Raw genomic sequence first — 19640 nt, forward strand, 5'->3', positions numbered from 1 at the left:
CATTATTTTTTAGCGGCAACCATTTGCTTATAAACTTCTCGGAAAATTTCATAATCGATAAATTCATTATGTTCAGGTTTTAAGTTCTGAATTGTTTTTTCCGAAAGCTGTTTTTTACGAGCAGCCACATAAACATTCCCTAAAATATCAGCCGTTTCTGATAACAGATGCTTTTCTTCAGCAGAAATACCATTTTGTTTTTCAAACTCTAACTGATACTGTTTTGAGAAAAGTTGGGCTGGCTGTTTATATTGCTTCTGTAGCTTCTGCCAAGCTTCACGCCCTGTTTTACCTTGTATAGTCGTTAATACAATATGATCTACAGCACGCCCTAACTCGTGGTCAAACTGATCATCTTGTTCAAGATGATGTTTTTTCTGTAAAGCGGTAATACGCTCTAAGGCTTTTCCTTGAGGATTATATGTATCTTCATCAGAGAACCAGTAAGCATAAACCTCAGCAATTTCTTGGAGTTGTTGAACTGAGTAATACTTAATATATGACGGTTTTTCGGCAGTCAATTTGGCAATAAATACTACTTTATAAGTTTTGTCATAAGCATGCGTTGCATCATAGGTTTTATCTGCAAGTACAGCCAGATTTGCATCTAAATCTTGTACATCACTATGTGTGCCCACAGGGTGCTCTGAAACATCACTTTGCCCAAGCTTTTCACTAAAACCTTTAATAAAGTTTTCCAGCATAGAACCTTTACTTGTTTCAGCTACAGATTTAGCTTGTTTAAGCTGCTGCTGATCAATTGAAGTCGCTTTTCCATAATTCAGAATTTGCATATCTGCTTTAACATTGAAGCGGTGCTTAAACTCAGCGGGCGTATAATCAACATCGTAATCCATATTGACTGCACGGCCTTTGTCATCTAAAGCCACATCAATTGTGATTGGGTTTCTTTGCTTCGGTAAAGCTTGTTCAATTTCATCCTTATGTTTTAACCAAAGAGCTTTGAATGCTTCATCATTAATAAACTGGTTTTGGTTATAAGCTTCAAAAGTTTGCTTTAAAGCGTCCTGACGAGACTTGCTTTGCGCTTTTTGAATACTTGTATCGCTCTGATCTAGGACATCAATACCGTAGATTTGGCAATAATTAATATCCCCTAAAGCGACCGGTTTTTTAAGCGATTTTAATTCAATACATTGATCTTCCGTCAGTGCAACTACTTCTTCATTTTCTGAAGTTTGTTCAACCTCTGCTACAGCTACATCACTCGCCTCTTCAGTAGAAGCAGACTCTATTTCCTCATCTTCAGAAGTAGAGGTATTGCCTAAATGAGCATTAACAAGGGAGTACAACTGTTGGCTAACAGCAGCGGCGTCATCAGAAGAAATCTTTTGTTCTTCTTTACCAGCAGCGCCTTTTTTTGCATCAGAAGCAGCAATCTCTGCGGCAAGCGTTTCAGCAAGTTTTTCCTCATCAAGACCTAAAACACTTTTTTGAAGATATTTTTCATTAACTTGCCCAAACAAATCTACTTCCAAAAGCAGTTGCTCAACCGTCGTCTTTAAACGAATTCTTTCAACTGCCCCTGCTTTACGATCAGCCTCAGTCAACGATACACGTTGTAAGTTTTGCGGTTCAGCTAATCGGTATGAAACAGCACTTGAAGCTTTAAGGTATTCAATAAATTTCTTCTTATCGACATTTTTAAAGAAGGCTTTATATTTTGAGAAATCAACATAAGCTAAATTATTTTGATTATCTTTATTGACCAAATATGGCATCAAACCAAAATAATTTATGTAAAACTTATAATTCTCAAGATCAAGCACCATTGGCAATTTTGCCTGAACTAAAAGTGTCGGTTTTTCATATCTAGCAGTTAAATTAAATGAACCCATTTTTTGACGATAATGTATTGAGCCGTCATAACTAAACTGAAGATCATTTAACAAATTAAATAATACGGTATTAATTTTTTCAGAACGTGCTGATGAAGTCAGCCCCAAATCACCTTGTTCATTTGCAATCGCCGCATATAAGGCTTGTTTCTGTGCTTTACTTAAGGCAACTTTTTGTTCACGTAAATATTGATCAACTTTCTTTTGTAATTCAGCATCTAGCTTAGCAGTATTCTCAGCTTTTACATTTTGCTTTATTTGTGAAGGATCAACGGTAATTTTAAAGTTTCCGCGATAATCATAACTTGGGTATTCATACATCGCATTAACACTTTGAATGGCTTTTTGCTCTAAACTCGCAGATGCCACCTGTGGACGCACGCCGTGTTGTGCACATGCCGTCAAGCCCAAACTAAATAAACATAAACTGAGATATTTTAAATGCATAACCTTTTTTAAAACCTTATCGCTTTATCTTTTTAACAAAACTTGCTAAAAATAAAAAAATTAGTTGTTTTTTCACATAAAAGTATAAGTCCCGACTTTAGCAGAAATTATAATTTCAGGTGTATTTATTTTCGACAAAATTCGCTTTTCTGACATTCCTTTCGGGTGCGATTAACATTGTATTTTTATCATGCGAGTGAATAATCAAATCATCGATTCAGATAATCCCACAATGATTCAAAATTAGGATTAAAGCCATGCCAGCATATAAAGCTCCGCTACACGATATCCGCTTCTTAATGAATGAAGTACTAGACTATCCTGCTCACTACAAAACTTTATCAAATGGTGAAAGTGCAGATCCTGATACAGTAGATATGATTCTTGAAGGTGCAGCAGATTATTGTGAAAATGTACTGTCTCCACTTAACCAATCTGGCGATGAAGAAGGTTGCCATTTTGACAACGGCGAAGTTAAAACGCCAAAAGGTTTTAAAGAAGCTTATGACCAGTTTGTAATGGGTGGCTGGCAAGGTCTTTCTTATCCTGAAGAATTTGGTGGTCAAGGCCTACCAATGTCTTTAAACCTGATTAAATCAGAGATGATGGGTACTGCGAACTGGTCATTTACCATGTATCCAGGTTTAAGCTCAGGCTGTATGAATACTATTTTGCAATTCGGTACAGATGAGCAAAAACAAACGTATATGCCAAAACTTGTTGAAGGTACATGGAGCGGCACAATGTGCTTAACCGAACCTCAATGTGGTACAGACTTAGGTCAGGTAAAAACCAAAGCTGAACCACAAGCTGACGGCACTTATAAGATTTCTGGTACAAAAATCTTTATTTCTGCCGGTGAGCATGATTTAACAGAAAATATTATTCATATTGTGCTTGCACGTCTTCCAGATGCACCAGCAGGTACTCGTGGTATTTCATTATTTATCGTTCCTAAATTTATCCCAACTGCGGATGGCGGCGTAGGTGAACGTAATACTGTAAGCTGTGGTTCAATCGAACACAAAATGGGTATCCGTGCTTCTGCAACTGCTGTATTGAACTTTGATAATGCAACAGGTTACCTCATTGGTGAAGTAAACAAAGGCTTACATGCCATGTTTACCTTTATGAACACAGCGCGTATTGGTACTGCGGTTCAAGGTATTGCCCATGCAGAGTTATCTTTCCAAGGCGCTCTACCATATGCCAAAGAACGTATGTCTATGCGTGCCCTTTCAGGTAAAAAAGATCCAGATAAAGTTGCTGATGCGATCATTCACCATGCTGACGTACGCCGCATGTTGTTAACTCAAAAAGCAATCGCTGAAGGTGGTCGTTCAATGATCTACTACGCAGCACAGCTTGCTGACAAAATGACAGATGCTTTGACACGCGGTGACCAAGCTGCATTTGAAGATTATGACGATAAACTTGGTTTCTATACACCAATCTTAAAAGGCTTCTTGACTGAGCTTGGCCTAGAAGCTGCTAACCACGGTATGCAAGTGTACGGCGGCCATGGTTACATCAAAGAATGGGGTATGGAGCAAATCGTACGTGATGCCCGTATCTCTACTCTGTATGAAGGAACAACTGGTGTTCAAGCACTTGATTTGATTGGCCGTAAAGTGTTGTTAAGCTCAAAAGGTAAAGTAGTTCGTGAATACACTGCTGAGATCTTAAAGTTCTGTGCTGCACATGCTCGTAATAAATACTTACGTCGTTTTGCTTGGGACTTAACAAAGCTTTGTGCTCAGTGGAACACTTTAACTGTTCGTATCATGCTTGCTGCACGTAAAGACCGTGACATCGTATCTTCTGCTTCTGTAGATTTCTTGATGTTCTCAGGCTATGTGATGATGGCTTATTTCTGGGCACAACAAGCAGTTGTCGCTTCTGAAAAATTAGAAGCAGGTAATGGCCAAGAAACTCCTGAGTTCTATAAAGCAAAAATTAAAGTTGCAGATTTCTACTTTGACCGTTTATTACCACGTGCTCAAGGTCATGCAGAATCAATGGTAACGACTTCTCGTACGCTGACTTCATTACCAGCAGAACACTTCAGTTTCGACTACTAATGATGTATAGACTCTAAAATCAAAAGAGCGCAATTGATATTGCGCTCTTTTTTATTTTGCTAAAATTGGCTTTACTCTTTATCAAGTACATAAGCTTTTGTAGGAACAAAATAATTTTGTTCCAAAAACTCACGGTTTTTACCAAAATCGCTATAAAATAATTTTTCTAAATTTACGACTAATCTTTGTTTTGCATCAATATCAAAATAGAAGTTAACATCTGATAAAGGACATTGAATCGTTAACTCATGAGCGGCAGGTTCGACCTTCCATTTCAAGGAAGGACATAATTGATTGATGACCGCACTTTTTGAGCCATCTTTACTACCAACACGACCAAAATGAACAACATTCCAATACGCAGTTCCATCAGGTAATAAATTTAAAATATATTCTGCCTCGCCTGTTTCACAATCGGCAAAATTATCTTCACATGAAATACGAGTATGATAACGGCCTGCATATTGTTGGTCTGCTTCGGATAGTTTTGAGGTTTGATCTGGAACGCTCTCAGGCAAGAAAGTTCGTCCCGCTGCATCATCTAAAGTTTTAACCTTCGTAGTGCTTTTAATCAAACTATCTTCATGTCTAGAAGTCGTTGCTACGGCGGAGTGATCTTTAGAGTCGGCATGATTTACATCGCAGGCACTTAACCCCATACACAAGATGGCTGCCACACCCAAATGTTTTATTAAAAGACCAGACCACTTCAAAGACATATACATCATTCACATACAACAGCAATGCTACAGTTCAACCTTATTGTTCAGGAACGATATCATCGCTGCTACAAACACTTTCAGCCCCGAAACAGTGCATTTTAGTAGATGTTGCTTTCATTGATTTAAACCATTTACATATTTTAACCATTTTTAGTTTAGTGAACCTTTAATTCATTCGGATTGGCTCCATATTCTTATTAACCAAGTGAATAAATGATTCCTTGTAACTTATATATTTGAGGAGACTTAGATGGCCAATTCTGGTTTATATCGCTCGAACCGACAAAGCATGATCGCCGGTGTAATGGGCGGTATTGCTGAACGATTTGGTTGGAATGCAAATTTATTACGCATTATTTTCGTGTTAATTTCGATAATGAGCGCGGCTTTTCCAGGGATTTTAGTGTACTTAGTTTTATGGTTGGTAATTCCTAAAAAACAGCCAGAACAAGTGCAAGGTTATCAACAACCTGTTCGCACTGTACGAGAAGAACAAATACATTAAATAACTTAGTTTATTTTGGTCGCTACGGTTGCATCCCCTAATCAACCGTAGCTTTTTTTATGTTTAAAATTACAATTTACGATTTAACTGCTGTTGTAAAGCCGCAATCATATCTGCACGGCTAATGATTCCAATCAGTTTTCGTTCCTCAACCACCGGAATATAGTTAAAAGACTTCTCAACAAAGTAAGGTACAAGGTCTTGAATCGGCTGAGTTGGCAGTACAGTAACTACTCGACGACTCATAATTTGTCTTACGTAATGCTGCCATGAGTTTCTTGGGTCTGTTGCCCCTTTAAACCATTCCACAACTTCATATAACGCCAAAGTACCTACTAAATGGTTGTCTGCATTAACTACAGGCAAACTCATGAGATTTTCTTGTTTAAATTTATCTAATGCCTGATGAATATCATCATTTTCATGCAATTTAATCACATCACGGCTCATAATATCCTGACAGGTATATTGGTTCACCATACGTTCATTGGCATGTTCTTGCGCTTCTAAAATGATTTTTTCTAAGTCGTACTGGCTGATATCTAACAGTTCAGTATGATGTTCTAATGCATACTCAATATCTTTTGGCTGAATTGATACTTTTTGAGTGGGAGTTGGATCTTTACTACGCTCATTTAAATGTGCAGTAACCGGATAATGTCGCCCAATCAATCGATTAAAAAATACAGCAAAACCGAGTAGAAGTAATGAGTTGAGCAGAACCGGATAAAAAACGAAATAAAAGCCTAATTTATGAATGGCAGCACCGCCCAACACAGCCGTAATCGCAACTGCTCCACTAGGCGGATGCAACGAGTCGGTGGTCATCATTAAAAATATGGCAAAACCCACAGCCACGCTAAAAGCCGTGGTTAAATCCGGAATCCACTGTGCACAGGCAACCCCAATAATTCCGGCTAATGTATTACCGACAATAACATTCCAAGGCTGAGCCAATGGACTGGTAGGTACAGCAAATAAGAGAACAGATGAGGCCCCCATTGGTGCAATGTACCAAGCATTAATTCCGCCTAAAACATACCAGCTAATTAACGAGGAAATTGCTAAACCACATAGCGCTCCAACGCCACAAAGCAACCGTTCTTTTAGGGGTAAAACCTTAAAATTCGGTTTTAAAATTTGTAACCATTCTGGCTGTATAACACTCACAGTACACCTTAAGGGATATGCCGTTATTTATAACGGGCAAAAGTATACGCCCAAAGCCACATAAAGTGCATTTAAATTATATCTTTCAATTATCAGAAAACCTGTTGAATGTGCTCTTACTATTTTAATGTTTTAATATTCAATTAATTTTTCATTTAAATAGCGCCAGTAACGTTTAGGCAAATATTGCACGTGGAGTTTTATATTCTGACGTTCTGTAATATTTACGCTTTTAAAATAATCCTTCCAAAGCTGATCATATAAGACTTCTTGCTCATCTAGCTCAAGCTGAAAACTTTGGCTCATTCCATTTTTTAAATTACGGTCAACGTCAGAGGCTTCGAGTGAAACTTCATGTATTTCCCGTAAATCATAATACAGCCCAAACTTACGTTGCTCATCATAAATCAGCCAACGCTGATCTTGATAACGCCGTTTAAAATGCGGCTGAATGAGTGGTAAAACATTAAAATCAGGACGAACCAGACTTAAAAAAAGCTCATCTTTGGTTTTCTTAAACCGAATAAAAGCCTCCATTCGATGCTTCTCTCGCCCGACCTTTTTCGTCCACTGTGCAATCGCTAAAACACTAGGATTTGAATAATCTTTTTCTATGGAAACATGGCTAGTAAACACATAAATACAGTAATTAAATAAATGTTGATAGGCGTCTAAAGATTCAGATAAATAAGCAAAATAAAATTGTTTTAACGAAGAAGATGAAAGCTTTTTTTGTAGCGCGGACCAAACACGCTCGGCGTGTTGCTCGTTATTTGAAACCTCAATTTTATCAGCAAATAAGCCATGTTGAGCTGCATCATATAAACAGAGCCTGACCTGTAATTCTTTAAATTGAAATGCGCGAAATACACAGCTCAGCAGCCCAACCATTGAACCATCAAAATAGTAAGCTACTTCATCATTAAACATGACTAGAACCCAAGGCTTAATTGTGGCGAAAGCTGCTGCACATATTTCGACGAGCCTTGCATTAAAATCTGCTGCCGAATAAAACTTGAAGACAGTTCTTTTTGGAATTTTGGACTGTCTTCACAGCGAATAAAGAATTTTGCTCGTTGGTAGGCCACACCGAGTTTTTTAAGTAAATCGATATGGATTTTCCCAAAACGACGAGCCTGCACAATTTTCTTGGCTGATTTCACACCAATGCCCGGTACACGCAAAATCATTTGATAATCTGCGCGGTTTAAATCTACCGGAAACTGTTCAGGATGCCTTAAGGCCCAGCTTAATTTTGGGTCTACATCAAGATCTAAGTTTGGGTGTTTTTCATTGACAATTTCATTGACTTCAAAACCGTAAAAACGCATCAGCCAGTCACTTTGATAGAGTCGGTTTTCACGAAGCAACGGAGGCGCGGAGCCAACTGCGGGCAAGTAATTATTTTCAGTATTAATTGGGATATAACCCGAAAAATAGACACGTTTGAGTTTAAATTCTTTATAGTGTTTGTCAGCCATAAACAAGACATCTTGGTCTGACTCTTGATGAGCGCCAACAACCATTTGCGTAGTCTGCCCTGCTGGTACATATTTCGGCACGTGCTTAATAATTTGACGCTCATCTTTCAGTTGAATGAGCCGGTCACGAACTAAACCTAAATCTTTTTGTACTTCCTGATGTGATTTTTCTGGCGCAAAAGTTTTTAACCCAATCTCAGTCGGCATCTCTAAATTAATACTCATCCGGTCAGCATATAAACCTGCTTCATGGATCAGTTCAGACGATGCACCCGGAATTGTTTTTAGGTGAATATAACCGTTAAAATTTTCTTCAAGACGTAACTTTTTCACGACTTGAAGCATGCGCTCCATCGTGTGATCGGCCGATTTAAATATGCCGGAGCTTAAAAATAACCCTTCAATATAATTACGGCGGTAAAAATTAATAGTTAAGTCTACAACCTCTTGCACCGTAAATGCTGCACGCTGGACGTCGTTAGAACGGCGTGAAACACAATAGGCGCAGTCAAAAATACAGACATTGCTAAATAGAATTTTTAAGAGAGATACACAGCGGCCATCTTCGGTATAGCTATGGCAAATACCCGAATGACTGGCATCCCCCAGACCTTTATTTTTGTTTTTACGATCACTACCACTTGATGAACAAGACACATCATATTTAGCAGCATCAGCAAGAATTTGTAGTTTTTCTCGAATGCGATCAGACATATCAAACGACTCATTTATGGCATCGTTTAAAAAATATCATTTCGCATTCTTAAATTTAATCCAGTGAAATACGCTCGGCGTCATGAAGTGACGTTTTAAATTAGAATGATCTAAGGGAGTAGGCCATAGATCTTCTCTATTTAGGATAAATAGAGAATTTAACTCTACATTACTATCTTTGTTGTACGACTGGTCGGGTACTATACAAAATGATCGGTAAGGTGAGCAGGTAAATCAAAATCACGCTCAACCAAATTGCTCCCGGCCATTTTTCCTGAAACTGAAAATAAAGAGTGGAGAAAAACATAGGGGCAATCATAGAGGCCATACTTACCGTAGATGCTATCACTCCCTGAAACTGTCCTTGCTGGTCAGCAGAAACCTTTTGAGAAGCTAAGGCTTGTAATGAAGGTGTCCCCATACTCCCTAGCGCAAAAATAGGCATAATAGCAAAAATCATCCAACCACTTTGGGCGAAAGCCATTACTGCTAAAGCAAAACAAGAACAAGCAATACCAGCCAGCACAGCATTACGATTACCCAGCAATCTTGAAGCATGACTCGGAATAAGAGCCTGTACCAGCATTTGACATAGACCAAATGCGCCTAGAGAAAGACCTACCCAGAAACCGCTCCACTGAAATGTGTCATGTCCCCATAATGCCCAGCAGACTCCATATACCTCCCCTATGGCACTAAAGATAAAAAAGGTCGTAATAAGTGGAAGTACACCACGAATAGAGCTAATACCAGCAAATATTTTAAAAGGGTTTAATGTAGATAATTGTTTGTTCTCCAAAGTCACTTTTCGGGATTCAGGCAAAACAAAATAGGCAGATAAAAGATTAAGCCCTGTCAATATAGCTGCCGCAAAGAAAGGAAGTCTTAATCCATATTCACTCAAGAATCCGCCCAATACAGGGCCAATAATGAAGCCTGCACCAAACATAGCATTGATTAAACCAAAATATTTTGCGCGGTTATTTTCGTGCAAAACATCGACAATATAAGCACTTGCAACAGCCATGTTGGCACTGGTGATTCCAGCAATAATGCGACCTACTAGCAATAAAATTAGGCTATGTGAAAAAGTTAGAAAGAGATAATTAACTGCTGACCCAGCCAGTGAAATAAGCAAGACCGGTCTACGCCCCCATCTGTCACTTAACGCACCTAATAAAGGAGAGAAGATAAATTGCATGGCCGCATAGAGACTGGCCAATATACCCATATATATAGAAATATGAGTGCTATGCGTCATATCTTGTAATAATAAAGGAAGAATCGGAAAAATAAGACCGATACCAATAGCATCTAAAGCAATAGTTGCAAAGATAATAAATAGAGATCGATTCATAAAGCGTCCTATCGAAAAGTCAGGCACAGTAAATGTGAAAACCTGTTAACGATGCTTGATAACAACTCAAGCCCTGATGAACGCTGGCCGAATCTTAAAGATTGGGATATGTGTCGACTGAGTATTTTCTAGTGGAAAAGAAATGAAACTTAAGTCGATTTTTCGCGATTTTTTATCGTAACAATAAAAAAGATTACGGGTGGATATTATCATTAAAATGATGTGGCTAACAATTACTCCAACAGGATTATGGAAATATTAAAGTTCTAGTTACCGCCTCAATAATTTCCTCCGCATTAAGCCTTTGCCACTCCCCTACAAAATCCTTATACTTAGGGGCAATTTTTCTCATAAATTCGTGGATGCTACATGAGTCGCGCCATCTCGCACATTGATACATTTCAGGGCTTAATTCTTGCCTTACAAAACTATTGGGCCGAACAAGGCTGCGTCGTACTACAACCTTACGACATGGAAATGGGCGCTGGAACATTCCACACCGCAACATTCTTACGTGCTTTAGGGCCAGAGACTTGGAACGCGGCATACGTTCAACCTTCACGTCGTCCAAAAGATGGCCGCTACGGTGAAAACCCGAACCGTTTGCAACACTACTATCAGTTCCAAGTAGTACTTAAACCAAACCCAGACAATATCCAACAGCTTTATCTCGATTCTTTAAAAGCAATCGGGATTGATACGCTTACTCACGATATCCGTTTCGTAGAAGACAACTGGGAATCTCCAACTCTTGGGGCTTGGGGCTTAGGTTGGGAAGTTTGGCTTAACGGTATGGAAGTAACTCAGTTCACTTACTTCCAACAAGTTGGTGGTGTTGAATGTTACCCAGTAACAGGCGAAATCACTTACGGTTTAGAACGTCTTGCAATGTACCTTCAAGGCGTTGACTCGGTTTATGACCTTGTTTGGACGAAAGGCCAATTCGGCACGGTAACTTACGGCGACGTATTCCATCAAAATGAAGTTGAGCAATCGACTTATAACTTTGAATACGCTCCAGTTGATAAACTATTTGAACTATTTGATTTCTACGAATCAGAAGCTAACCGTTTAATGGAAGCTAAACTTCCACTTCCAGCTTATGAGCAAGTCGTTAAAGCGTCTCATACCTTTAACTTGCTTGATGCACGTGGCGCAATTTCTGTAACTGAGCGTCAACGGTACATTTTACGTGTACGTACTTTGGCGCGCGCTATTGCACAAAGTTATGTACAAGCACGTGCAGAGCTTGGCTTCCCAATGGCAGAACCACACTTACGTGATGAAGTATTGGCACAGCTAAAAGCACAAGCTGAAAGTGAAGCAGCAAAGGCGGAGAAAAACTAATGAGCAAACATACTGTTTTATTCGAACTTGGCTGTGAAGAGCTTCCACCAAAAAGCTTAAAAACGTTACGTGATGCACTACAAGCAGAAACTGTAAAAGGCTTAAATGAAGCAGGTTTAGACTTCGCATCTGTTGAAGCTTATGCCGCTCCACGTCGTTTAGCGCTTAAAATTGTAGATGTAGATGCTGCGCAAGCGGATACGCAAAAACGTTTTGACGGCCCTGCAGTTCAAGCAGCTTACGATGCAGAAGGCAAACCGACTAAAGCACTTGAAGGCTTTATGCGCGGTCAAGGCATTACTGTTGAGCAACTTTCTACATTCCAAGCAGGTAAAGTTGAAAAAGTTTGCTATTTAAAAGATGTGAAAGGTCAAAGCCTTGATGCTTTACTTCCACAGATTTTACAAACTGCGTTAGACAATTTACCAATTGCTAAGCGCATGCGTTCTGCTGCAAGCCGTACCGAATTTGTACGTCCAGTGAAATGGGTTGTCTTACTCAAAGATAACCAAGTTATTGAGGCGACTATTCAAGATCACAAAGCTGGTAATGTGACTTATGGTCACCGTTTCCATGCACCTGAAGCTGTGACCTTAGCGCATGCAAATGACTATTTAGCTGCGTTAGAAAAAGCATATGTTGTAGCGAACTTTGAAAAGCGTCAGGCAACCATTCAAGAACAAGTGAAAAAGTTAGCTGATGAAGTGAATGCAACTGCGATTGTTCCAGCTGACTTACTTGATGAAGTAACAAGTCTGGTTGAATGGCCTGTAGCTTTACGTGCAACTTTTGAAGAGCGCTACTTAGCTGTTCCTCAAGAAGCACTCATCACGACAATGCAAGACAACCAGAAGTATTTCTGTTTGATCAATGCGGAAGGTAAATTACAGCCTTACTTTATTACTGTTTCAAACATTGAGTCTAAAGATCCGACTCAAATTATTGAAGGTAACGAAAAAGTTGTTCGCCCTCGTTTGTCTGATGCTGAATTCTTCTTCTTACAAGATCAAAAGCAACCGCTTGCATCTCGTAAAGAAAAATTAGCAAACATGGTATTCCAAGCACAGCTTGGTACGCTTTGGGACAAATCAACACGTATTGCAAAACTTGCAGTTGCATTATCTTCAATCACTGGTGCAAACCCAGCTGATGCTGAAAAAGCTGCATTACTTGCTAAATGCGACTTAACCTCTGAGCTTGTTGGTGAATTCCCAGAGCTTCAAGGTATTGCGGGTACTTACTACGCACGTATTGAAGGTGAAAATACTGAAGTTTCAGAAGCTTTAGGTGAACAATACTTACCAAAATTTGCGGGTGATGTTTTACCAAAAACCAAAACAGGTACAACTATTGCCCTTGCTGACCGTTTAGATACGCTTGTTGGTATTTTTGGTATTGGACAAGCGCCTACAGGTTCTAAAGACCCGTTTGCTCTTCGTCGTTCAGCAATCGGTATCTTACGTTTAATTATTGAAAATGAGCTAGACGTAACAATTGAAGAGTTAGTAAATCTTGCGCTTCAAGGTTATGGCGATATCGTTAAAGACCATGACAAAACTCGCGCTGATGCTGTTGCGTTCTTGGAAGGTCGTTACCGTGCTAAGTATGAAGACCAAGGCGTTGCTGTTGACGTCCTTCAAGCAGTTCAAGCTCTTGCACCAAAATCTCCACTTGATTTTGACAAGCGCGTAAATGCTGTTAACCACTTCCGTACATTACCTGAAGCTGCTGCACTTGCTGCTGCAAACAAACGTGTTGCTAACATTCTTGCAAAAGAAGCAGCACCAGAAGGTTCTGTCGTTGAAGCGAACTTGGTTGAAGATGCTGAAAAAGCATTATTTGCCGAGCTTCAAACAGTGACTCCTGTGGTTGAACCATTACTTGCAGCAAAAGACTACACAGCTGCCCTTTCTAAGCTTGCAGCACTTCGCGCACCGATTGATGCATTCTTTGATGGTGTCATGGTTATGGCAGATGATGCTGACCTAAAAGCAAACCGTTTACGTTTATTGGCTCAGTTACGTAACTTGTTTACTGCTGTGGCTGATGTGAGTGTATTGCAGGGTTAAAATTATATAAAAATTAATTTTTGTATAATTAAGCTTTAATAAAAACCATGTTTTCACTCTAGTTGGAAGCATGGTTTTTTATTGAAGAATTTCATGCAGTATAATTATTAATGATTATTTTACATCCAATTAATAAATAAGAATTATTTACTTCCTTCACTTTTTATCCACAATTCAATAAACTAAAACAAATAATTACCAAACTTAACAAAGTACCATTGCAATGAAAAACTTAAATTTATTACTCATATCGACATTATTATTTACTGGATGTGCCACGACTAAATCGATTCAATATCCAGCTGCGGGTAAACAAACCTCTCTTTCCGTTTCTTCAGAACAATTATCTTCAATGACTGAATCAGGTGCAGGTGATTACTTTATAAAAGACAGCCAAATATTAGTTGGTGATTCAAGTAATGCTTCTGCCAGCCCAGTTTCTGGAATGTTTGGTCTTATTGGGGTAGGTGTTGCAATGGCAATTGATAAAAATGCAAATAGTTCAGCCATTGAAAAAAGCTCTCTCAATCAGCCTATTAAATTTGACCAGTTAATACATCAAAAAATTACTGACTCCCTCACCCAAAATAAAGCTGATCCTACAATCAAATTACTAGATTTAAATCAGGCATCTGAAGTTAAAATTGTGCCTTATTCACGTCTTTCTTTCCGTGAAAAGCCAATTGTAAAAGTAAATTTTGGTTTAAAGACCCAATTTAAAAATGCGGCAGACAATAATGCAGATACAAAACGCTTATATCACTATGTAAGTAAGGATCGTATTTCTTTAGCTGAATGGGAAGCTCAAAATAATTTATTATTTATGAAAAAAGCAGATCAAGCATTTAGCGCTCTTAGCCAAGTATTTACTTTAGATTTACAACATCAATTAAATTTAAAAGCATTTGATGAGAGCAAGCAAAAGAACTGTAAAACTAATGCAGATACATCCTTAGTTTCTTTTATCCAAACTCCTGACAATTTATGTGTTGGTGTAGTTAAAACAAATAAAGGAGATGTATTCGAAAATAGTATTTATATTGTTGAGCAATAATAAATATTAACCAAATACATTGGAGAACTACTTAAATTTAAGTTGTTCTCTAATGTAATCAAACAAATTCTTTAATTTCTTCTAAACTTTTCGATGGCTCAAACCACATAAAATCATAATCGGCCACATCATGACTATAAAACGGATCATTTTTCATAATCTCTTCAGCCTCTTGAATCGAAGAGCTTAGAACTAAAATACACCACCTACTCTATTTTCCCGGCGTCCCGACGCTAAAAATTTCTTTTGCTCATAGTAATGATCTAAAAATGCAATATGTTCTTTGAGTACAGCGTCAACTTCGGTCAATGGTTTTTTATAGTTGAGGGTAACAACAATCATCTCATTCTCTTAAAGCAAGTAGCGCATGACATAGCTTATTCGATAGTACGCCGATTCCCCCAATTCATCCACACTAAACTTCCCACAATAATTACTCCTCCCAGCAGCACCATCATTGATGGTTTCTCATTTAAGAAAACAACGGCCAAACTCATGGCGACAATAGGTGAGCAATATAAAAAATTCGATGCAATCGTTAACGGCATATTTTTAAGTACATAGCCCCAAAGTACATAAGCCATCGCACTTGGAAAAATACCCAATAAGACAACCGACATATCGGCTTGCCAAGTGGCATGTAAAATTTCACTAGGTAAATGAACACTATAAAATAGTAAAGGAAGGGTCCCGAACCAAATGATGTAGCACATCATGCTCAAGGCATCATAATTTAAGGCAAATTTTTTATATAAATTAAAATAAAGCCCCCAAGCGATTGCAGCTAAAACAATCAACAAACTATAAGGGCTCGGTATACCAAAACCATGATCTCCACTGACCACTAACACGGCACCACTAAGCCCTAGCAAAATACACCACCACTGTTTGAACCGAATATGCTCTTTAAAAACCAAAGCTGAAATAATAAAAGTGAATAGCGGAATAGATTGACTCAAAATACTAGAAGCGACCGCAGTTACATATTGCTGCCCTGTATTTATCAGCAAATGATGCAGCGTCACAGAAAAAAAACCTAATACAGCAAGTGCAGGAACATCTTTCCACTTTAAAGGCTGAATTCCTTTTTTTATGACTAGAAGTAATAAAAAAAATGAAGCAATTAAAAAGCGAAGCAAGGCTATATGCTGCGGTGTATATGAATGCAAAGCACTATGTACGCCAATAGGTGAATAGCCCCAACAAAAGACAGTCACAGCAATACATAAATAGAGCTTAAATGCGGGAGGCTGGGTTTCGGCAGCAAGAGAAATTGCCATGTTAAATCTGCACTAATGAAATGGAACTCTTTCATCATATGCACATGGATAGTTAAATAAAATTAACTTATATTGAGCCAAATATTCATTAAAAGTGAATGATTAAACATGGATATTACCCAGTTAAAAATGTTCCAAACCGTGGTTGAATGCGGAACCATGGCTAAAGCATCACTACAACTACATTGCGTACCCTCCAATATCACTACACGCATTAAGCAACTTGAAGAAGAACTAGGCGCACCGCTGTTTTATCGCGAAGGAAAAAGCTTAAAACTCACCCCATCAGGAGAAATCTTTCTCGATTATTGCCATAAAATTTTAGCGCTATGCGATGAAGCGAAACGAAGTATTCATCCAGATGCACCGCCCTCTGGCCCGCTCAAAATTGGAGCTATTGAATCTTCTGCTACAACTCGCCTGCCCAACTTACTTGCAAAATATCATCAACGTTATCCAGAAGTTTCTATTCAAATTATTACTGGCACATGGAAACAGCTACTAGTCGATATTTCTCAGCACAAACTTGATGGTGCAATTGTTGCAGGCAATATTGAGTTTCCTATGTTAAATAAACTCAGTATTTATCAAGAAGACATGGTCTTAATTGCATCTCATTCTTTAGGAGAAATTCATTGCCAAGAAGATTTGATTGGTAAAGAAATTTTCATGTGGACTGAAGGCTGTCCTTACCGTGCAGCTCTTGAAGAATGGCTTAAACTGAAGAATATCTCTCTCCCTATCACCAGTATTACCAGTTACGCCACCATTATTGGGTGTGTCAGTGCGGGTTCTGGCGTGGCGTTAGTGCCTAAGAGTATTTATGAACAATATAAAAATTTAGCGCATATTCAAAGTTATAAATTTGAATACCTTGCCTTTATGCAAAATCATTTTTTCTGGCATAAAAATGTGAGTAACCATAAAGCGAGAGACATGTTTATAGAATTGATAAAGTCGGAGTTTTGTTTATAAAGCATTTGGGTAATGATGCTATTCCCTTCAAATGATGATTTCTCGTAATCGAATCGTATGGGTTTTATCTCATGTCTGCACAAGATTTATTTTTAACAGTAAGATCAGCTATCCATATTTTGATAGTCATTGGGGAGATTAATCCAAAATGAAAGCCATAAAAATTTTATGTATTACAAGCTCTATCTTGGTTTCATCATCTCTCTTTGCTGAAACACCTCAACCTCAACAAGTGAATGAAGCAACTTCTAAGACAATGCCTTATGGTGATAATCCAAGCTTAGGCCGCGTACTGTTATATAAAACAGGAAAAGGCATACAAAACTTAGGAGATTCTATTCAAGGCGCCTCTGAAAAAACCTCAAATAAAATTAGTGAAAAATGGAAAGATACGAAAGAATTTACCGCTGAAAAAGCAGAAGTTGTTCAACAAAAAGCGGATACAGCCAAAGTATTTACTGAACAGAAAATAGAACAAGCTAAGCAAAATATCACCAGCAGTAGAAACGGTGAAAATATTCCAATCGAACAAGGTGAGCTAAGTAAATCTAGTACGACTGCCAATTAAAATTAAATCAGAGTAGCGCGATCATATCGTGCTTCCAAAGAAACACACTTTAAAAAAGACATACATCCACTACAAAGAGCTAGGAACCTGCCTTATGAACAGTCAAAAACTTCTCTTTTCTACCCTGTGCTGCTTAGCATTAACAGCATGTGCAACTACCGCACCTCTTTCTTCTTATCCTCAGGCACAAGTTTTAGAACAAGATACCAATATCGAAGCTTATCCAACCACTACAGGCAATGTAGCCAAGCTCATTAAACACGATAAGCAAGCTTGTATGATTGAATTTACGGGTTATTTAGGTGGTGGACAAGTAACTGAACATTGGATTTTTAATAATAAAGGCCTGATTTCAGCTCAATCATTTACAGAGCAATATCCAGACTCTTCTGGCATATTAAGTCAAGCGACCAATTCGACAACCAAAAGCTCTACCACTTTTAATATCCAAGATCCCGAAATTCAAAATAATTTCAAAAAACTTCAAAGTAATTTTAGTAAAGACAACTTAGCAAAGTGTGATTAAAGCTTTTCATAAAAAAACTCGTTGCAGAAGTTATCTTTTGCAACGAGCCATAGCCATTTAAATTTTTTGGACCTAATAAAAAATTATAAATATGCTATTTAGTTAACGGTTAAACCATTGGTTGCCGCCAGTAAATCAATCCGTGGGAAAACCAAGCCCGTTCTTGAGTCAGTAATAGGTTTACCCGTAGCTTTTAACCGGCTAATGGTTTGATCGATACTTTCTGTTGGACTCACACTATTCGCTCTCAATAGAGCAATCGCGCCTGCCACATGTGGTGTCGCTTGAGAGGTACCACCCATGGTATAGCCACCTGCGGTAATCATTGCACCCGGCGCCAATAAGGTCACAAGGCTTCCCCCATTACTAAAGCAGGCTACCTTATCTGCTGCTGTAGTTGGGTCAGAACATTTCACGGGGTTACCCCATGACACACCACCAATATTACTATCATAAACAGCACCTACCCTTACTGCCCCTGCCACACAAGCAGGAGATGAAATTCCGTCAGGGAAGGCATCATTACCAGAGGCTACAACCGGAACCACGCCAGCAGCTCGCGCATTGGCAAATGCTGTTCCATAACTGCTATCGCTACACTCAGAGGTATATTTGACTCCCGGCACACCAAGGCTCAAATTCACCGCTTTAATATTATAGGTTTGTGCATTGTTTACAGCCCAGTTAATCCCCGCGAGAATATCACTATCATAAGCGGTGCTTACCCACTTACCTTGCGATCTGACCTTTCTAAATACATCAATACCAATAATTTTAGTTTTAGTAGCGACTTTCGACACAATAGCGGAAACGTTACTACCATGCCCATCATCATCCAAAGTGCCATCATCTGGTGCACTATCAAAAGAATAAACCACACGGCAAGTACTTGATGGAGTATTCACAGCGGTACATCCGAAATCTGAATGTAGATAATTTACCCCTGTATCCAGCACAGCAACACTAGATCCCTCCCCCGTAAAACCATTGGTATTGGCTTGTGGTTGATTAATCAAAGGCAAACTTTCAGTAGTTGTAGTACGGTTAATACGGTTTGGATAAACTGCTTTAACGTTCGGATCATTTAATAAAGCTACTAAAGCCTCACGGTTACTAATCCGATAAAAAGCCAAAGGTAGGTTATTGTAATCCCGAAGTACTTGTACACCGCCGGCACGATTAAACCTTGTCTGAAGATTCTTTTTATTTGTAGCAATATAACTTCGCCGTTCTAAACCTGAAGGTACGCTCGATGAAGGAATATTGTATTCGACAATTAAATCGTTTGAATCATTACTAACCAAGGCATCTAAATCTATTTTACCTTGGAACACTTTTTGTTTTGCTGCCTGACTTAACCGCTGTTTGGCCCCTTTGGAGTCCAAAGGAAGAGCGGATGCAGTTGTACTGAAAATTGTACATAGACCTAATAGAAACAACGTTTTACTTTGCATTATTTTTCTCCGTAGTTTTTCAACTAACAAT

16 protein-coding genes and 1 pseudogene are annotated in these 19640 nt (G+C 38.6%); 8 read left to right on the forward strand and 9 right to left on the reverse strand.

The annotated features are described in order from the left end of the window. Window positions 1-2 precede the first annotated feature (2 nt). A complete protein-coding gene (locus NQ782_RS05640) occupies window positions 3-2306 on the reverse strand; it encodes a hypothetical protein (RefSeq protein WP_057093341.1) in 2304 nt (767 codons plus the stop codon). Between the two features lie 257 nt (window positions 2307-2563). Between NQ782_RS05640 and NQ782_RS05645 the strand changes: the two genes are divergently transcribed. Beyond that, on the forward strand, window positions 2564-4387 hold the full coding sequence (locus NQ782_RS05645) for an acyl-CoA dehydrogenase C-terminal domain-containing protein (protein ID WP_001112080.1): 1824 nt from the start codon (window positions 2564-2566) through the stop codon (window positions 4385-4387). 71 nt (window positions 4388-4458) lie between these two features. Here NQ782_RS05645 and NQ782_RS05650 read toward each other — a convergent pair whose 3' ends face one another. Beyond that, a complete protein-coding gene (locus NQ782_RS05650; protein ID WP_057093336.1) occupies window positions 4459-5106 on the reverse strand; it encodes a hypothetical protein in 648 nt (215 codons plus the stop codon). A gap of 253 nt (window positions 5107-5359) precedes the next feature. Between NQ782_RS05650 and NQ782_RS05655 the strand changes: the two genes are divergently transcribed. Continuing rightward, window positions 5360-5614, forward strand: a complete 255-nt coding sequence (locus NQ782_RS05655; protein ID WP_000013716.1) for a PspC domain-containing protein — start codon at window positions 5360-5362, stop codon at window positions 5612-5614. A gap of 69 nt (window positions 5615-5683) precedes the next feature. On the opposite strand, the gene NQ782_RS05660 is transcribed toward NQ782_RS05655, so the two are convergent. The 4 genes from NQ782_RS05660 to NQ782_RS05675 all read right to left on the reverse strand — a co-directional run bounded on the left by NQ782_RS05660 (window position 5684) and on the right by NQ782_RS05675 (window position 10336). Further along, window positions 5684-6784 (reverse strand): HPP family protein, encoded by a 1101-nt coding sequence (locus NQ782_RS05660; protein WP_000111462.1) that lies wholly within the window; start codon window positions 6782-6784, stop codon window positions 5684-5686. A gap of 132 nt (window positions 6785-6916) precedes the next feature. Next, window positions 6917-7714 carry a TIGR03915 family putative DNA repair protein gene (locus NQ782_RS05665; protein WP_057093332.1) on the reverse strand — a complete coding sequence of 266 codons (798 nt, stop codon included), beginning with the start codon at window positions 7712-7714 and terminating at the stop codon, window positions 6917-6919. A gap of 2 nt (window positions 7715-7716) precedes the next feature. Then, on the reverse strand, window positions 7717-8979 hold the full coding sequence (locus NQ782_RS05670; protein WP_057093331.1) for a putative DNA modification/repair radical SAM protein: 1263 nt from the start codon (window positions 8977-8979) through the stop codon (window positions 7717-7719). A gap of 172 nt (window positions 8980-9151) precedes the next feature. Beyond that, the gene (locus NQ782_RS05675; protein WP_001082092.1) at window positions 9152-10336 is read right to left on the reverse strand and encodes a TCR/Tet family MFS transporter; all 1185 of its coding nucleotides are present in this window, start codon (window positions 10334-10336) and stop codon (window positions 9152-9154) included. Window positions 10337-10705: 369 nt separating this feature from the next. On the opposite strand from NQ782_RS05675, the gene glyQ reads away from it, so the two are divergent. From glyQ to NQ782_RS05690, 3 genes are all read left to right on the forward strand, one after another. Next, complete coding sequence (gene glyQ, locus NQ782_RS05680) at window positions 10706-11683, forward strand: glycine--tRNA ligase subunit alpha (protein ID WP_000085212.1); 978 nt, start codon at window positions 10706-10708, stop codon at window positions 11681-11683. Continuing rightward, window positions 11683-13752 (forward strand): glycine--tRNA ligase subunit beta, encoded by a 2070-nt coding sequence (gene glyS, locus NQ782_RS05685; RefSeq protein WP_057093329.1) that lies wholly within the window; start codon window positions 11683-11685, stop codon window positions 13750-13752. The genes glyQ and glyS overlap by 1 nt, the downstream gene beginning before the upstream one ends. A 223-nt stretch (window positions 13753-13975) precedes the next feature. Next, window positions 13976-14806: a hypothetical protein gene (locus NQ782_RS05690; protein WP_000793438.1), complete on the forward strand. Its 831-nt coding sequence runs from the start codon at window positions 13976-13978 to the stop codon at window positions 14804-14806. 58 nt (window positions 14807-14864) lie between these two features. Here the strand turns inward: NQ782_RS05690 and NQ782_RS05695 are convergent. Both NQ782_RS05695 and NQ782_RS05700 read right to left on the reverse strand, forming a co-directional pair. After that, window positions 14865-15148, reverse strand: a pseudogene (locus NQ782_RS05695) (YciI family protein). Window positions 15149-15183: 35 nt separating this feature from the next. Further along, a complete protein-coding gene (locus tag NQ782_RS05700; protein WP_057092875.1) occupies window positions 15184-16086 on the reverse strand; it encodes a DMT family transporter in 903 nt (300 codons plus the stop codon). Between the two features lie 108 nt (window positions 16087-16194). Between NQ782_RS05700 and NQ782_RS05705 the strand changes: the two genes are divergently transcribed. The 3 genes from NQ782_RS05705 to NQ782_RS05715 all read left to right on the forward strand — a co-directional run bounded on the left by NQ782_RS05705 (window position 16195) and on the right by NQ782_RS05715 (window position 18155). Continuing rightward, window positions 16195-17061: a LysR family transcriptional regulator gene (locus NQ782_RS05705; protein WP_000355656.1), complete on the forward strand. Its 867-nt coding sequence runs from the start codon at window positions 16195-16197 to the stop codon at window positions 17059-17061. Window positions 17062-17209: 148 nt separating this feature from the next. Next, window positions 17210-17629 (forward strand): hypothetical protein, encoded by a 420-nt coding sequence (locus NQ782_RS05710; RefSeq protein WP_000644154.1) that lies wholly within the window; start codon window positions 17210-17212, stop codon window positions 17627-17629. A gap of 94 nt (window positions 17630-17723) precedes the next feature. Further along, window positions 17724-18155 (forward strand): hypothetical protein, encoded by a 432-nt coding sequence (locus tag NQ782_RS05715; RefSeq protein ID WP_001088069.1) that lies wholly within the window; start codon window positions 17724-17726, stop codon window positions 18153-18155. Between the two features lie 98 nt (window positions 18156-18253). Here the strand turns inward: NQ782_RS05715 and NQ782_RS05720 are convergent, their stop codons facing one another. Beyond that, window positions 18254-19609: a S8 family serine peptidase gene (locus tag NQ782_RS05720; RefSeq protein WP_001190932.1), complete on the reverse strand. Its 1356-nt coding sequence runs from the start codon at window positions 19607-19609 to the stop codon at window positions 18254-18256. Window positions 19610-19640 lie beyond the last annotated feature (31 nt).

Origin of the sequence: Acinetobacter sp. BD54, assembly GCF_044778325.1 — a bacterium.
Lineage (GTDB): Bacteria > Pseudomonadota > Gammaproteobacteria > Pseudomonadales > Moraxellaceae > Acinetobacter > Acinetobacter baumannii.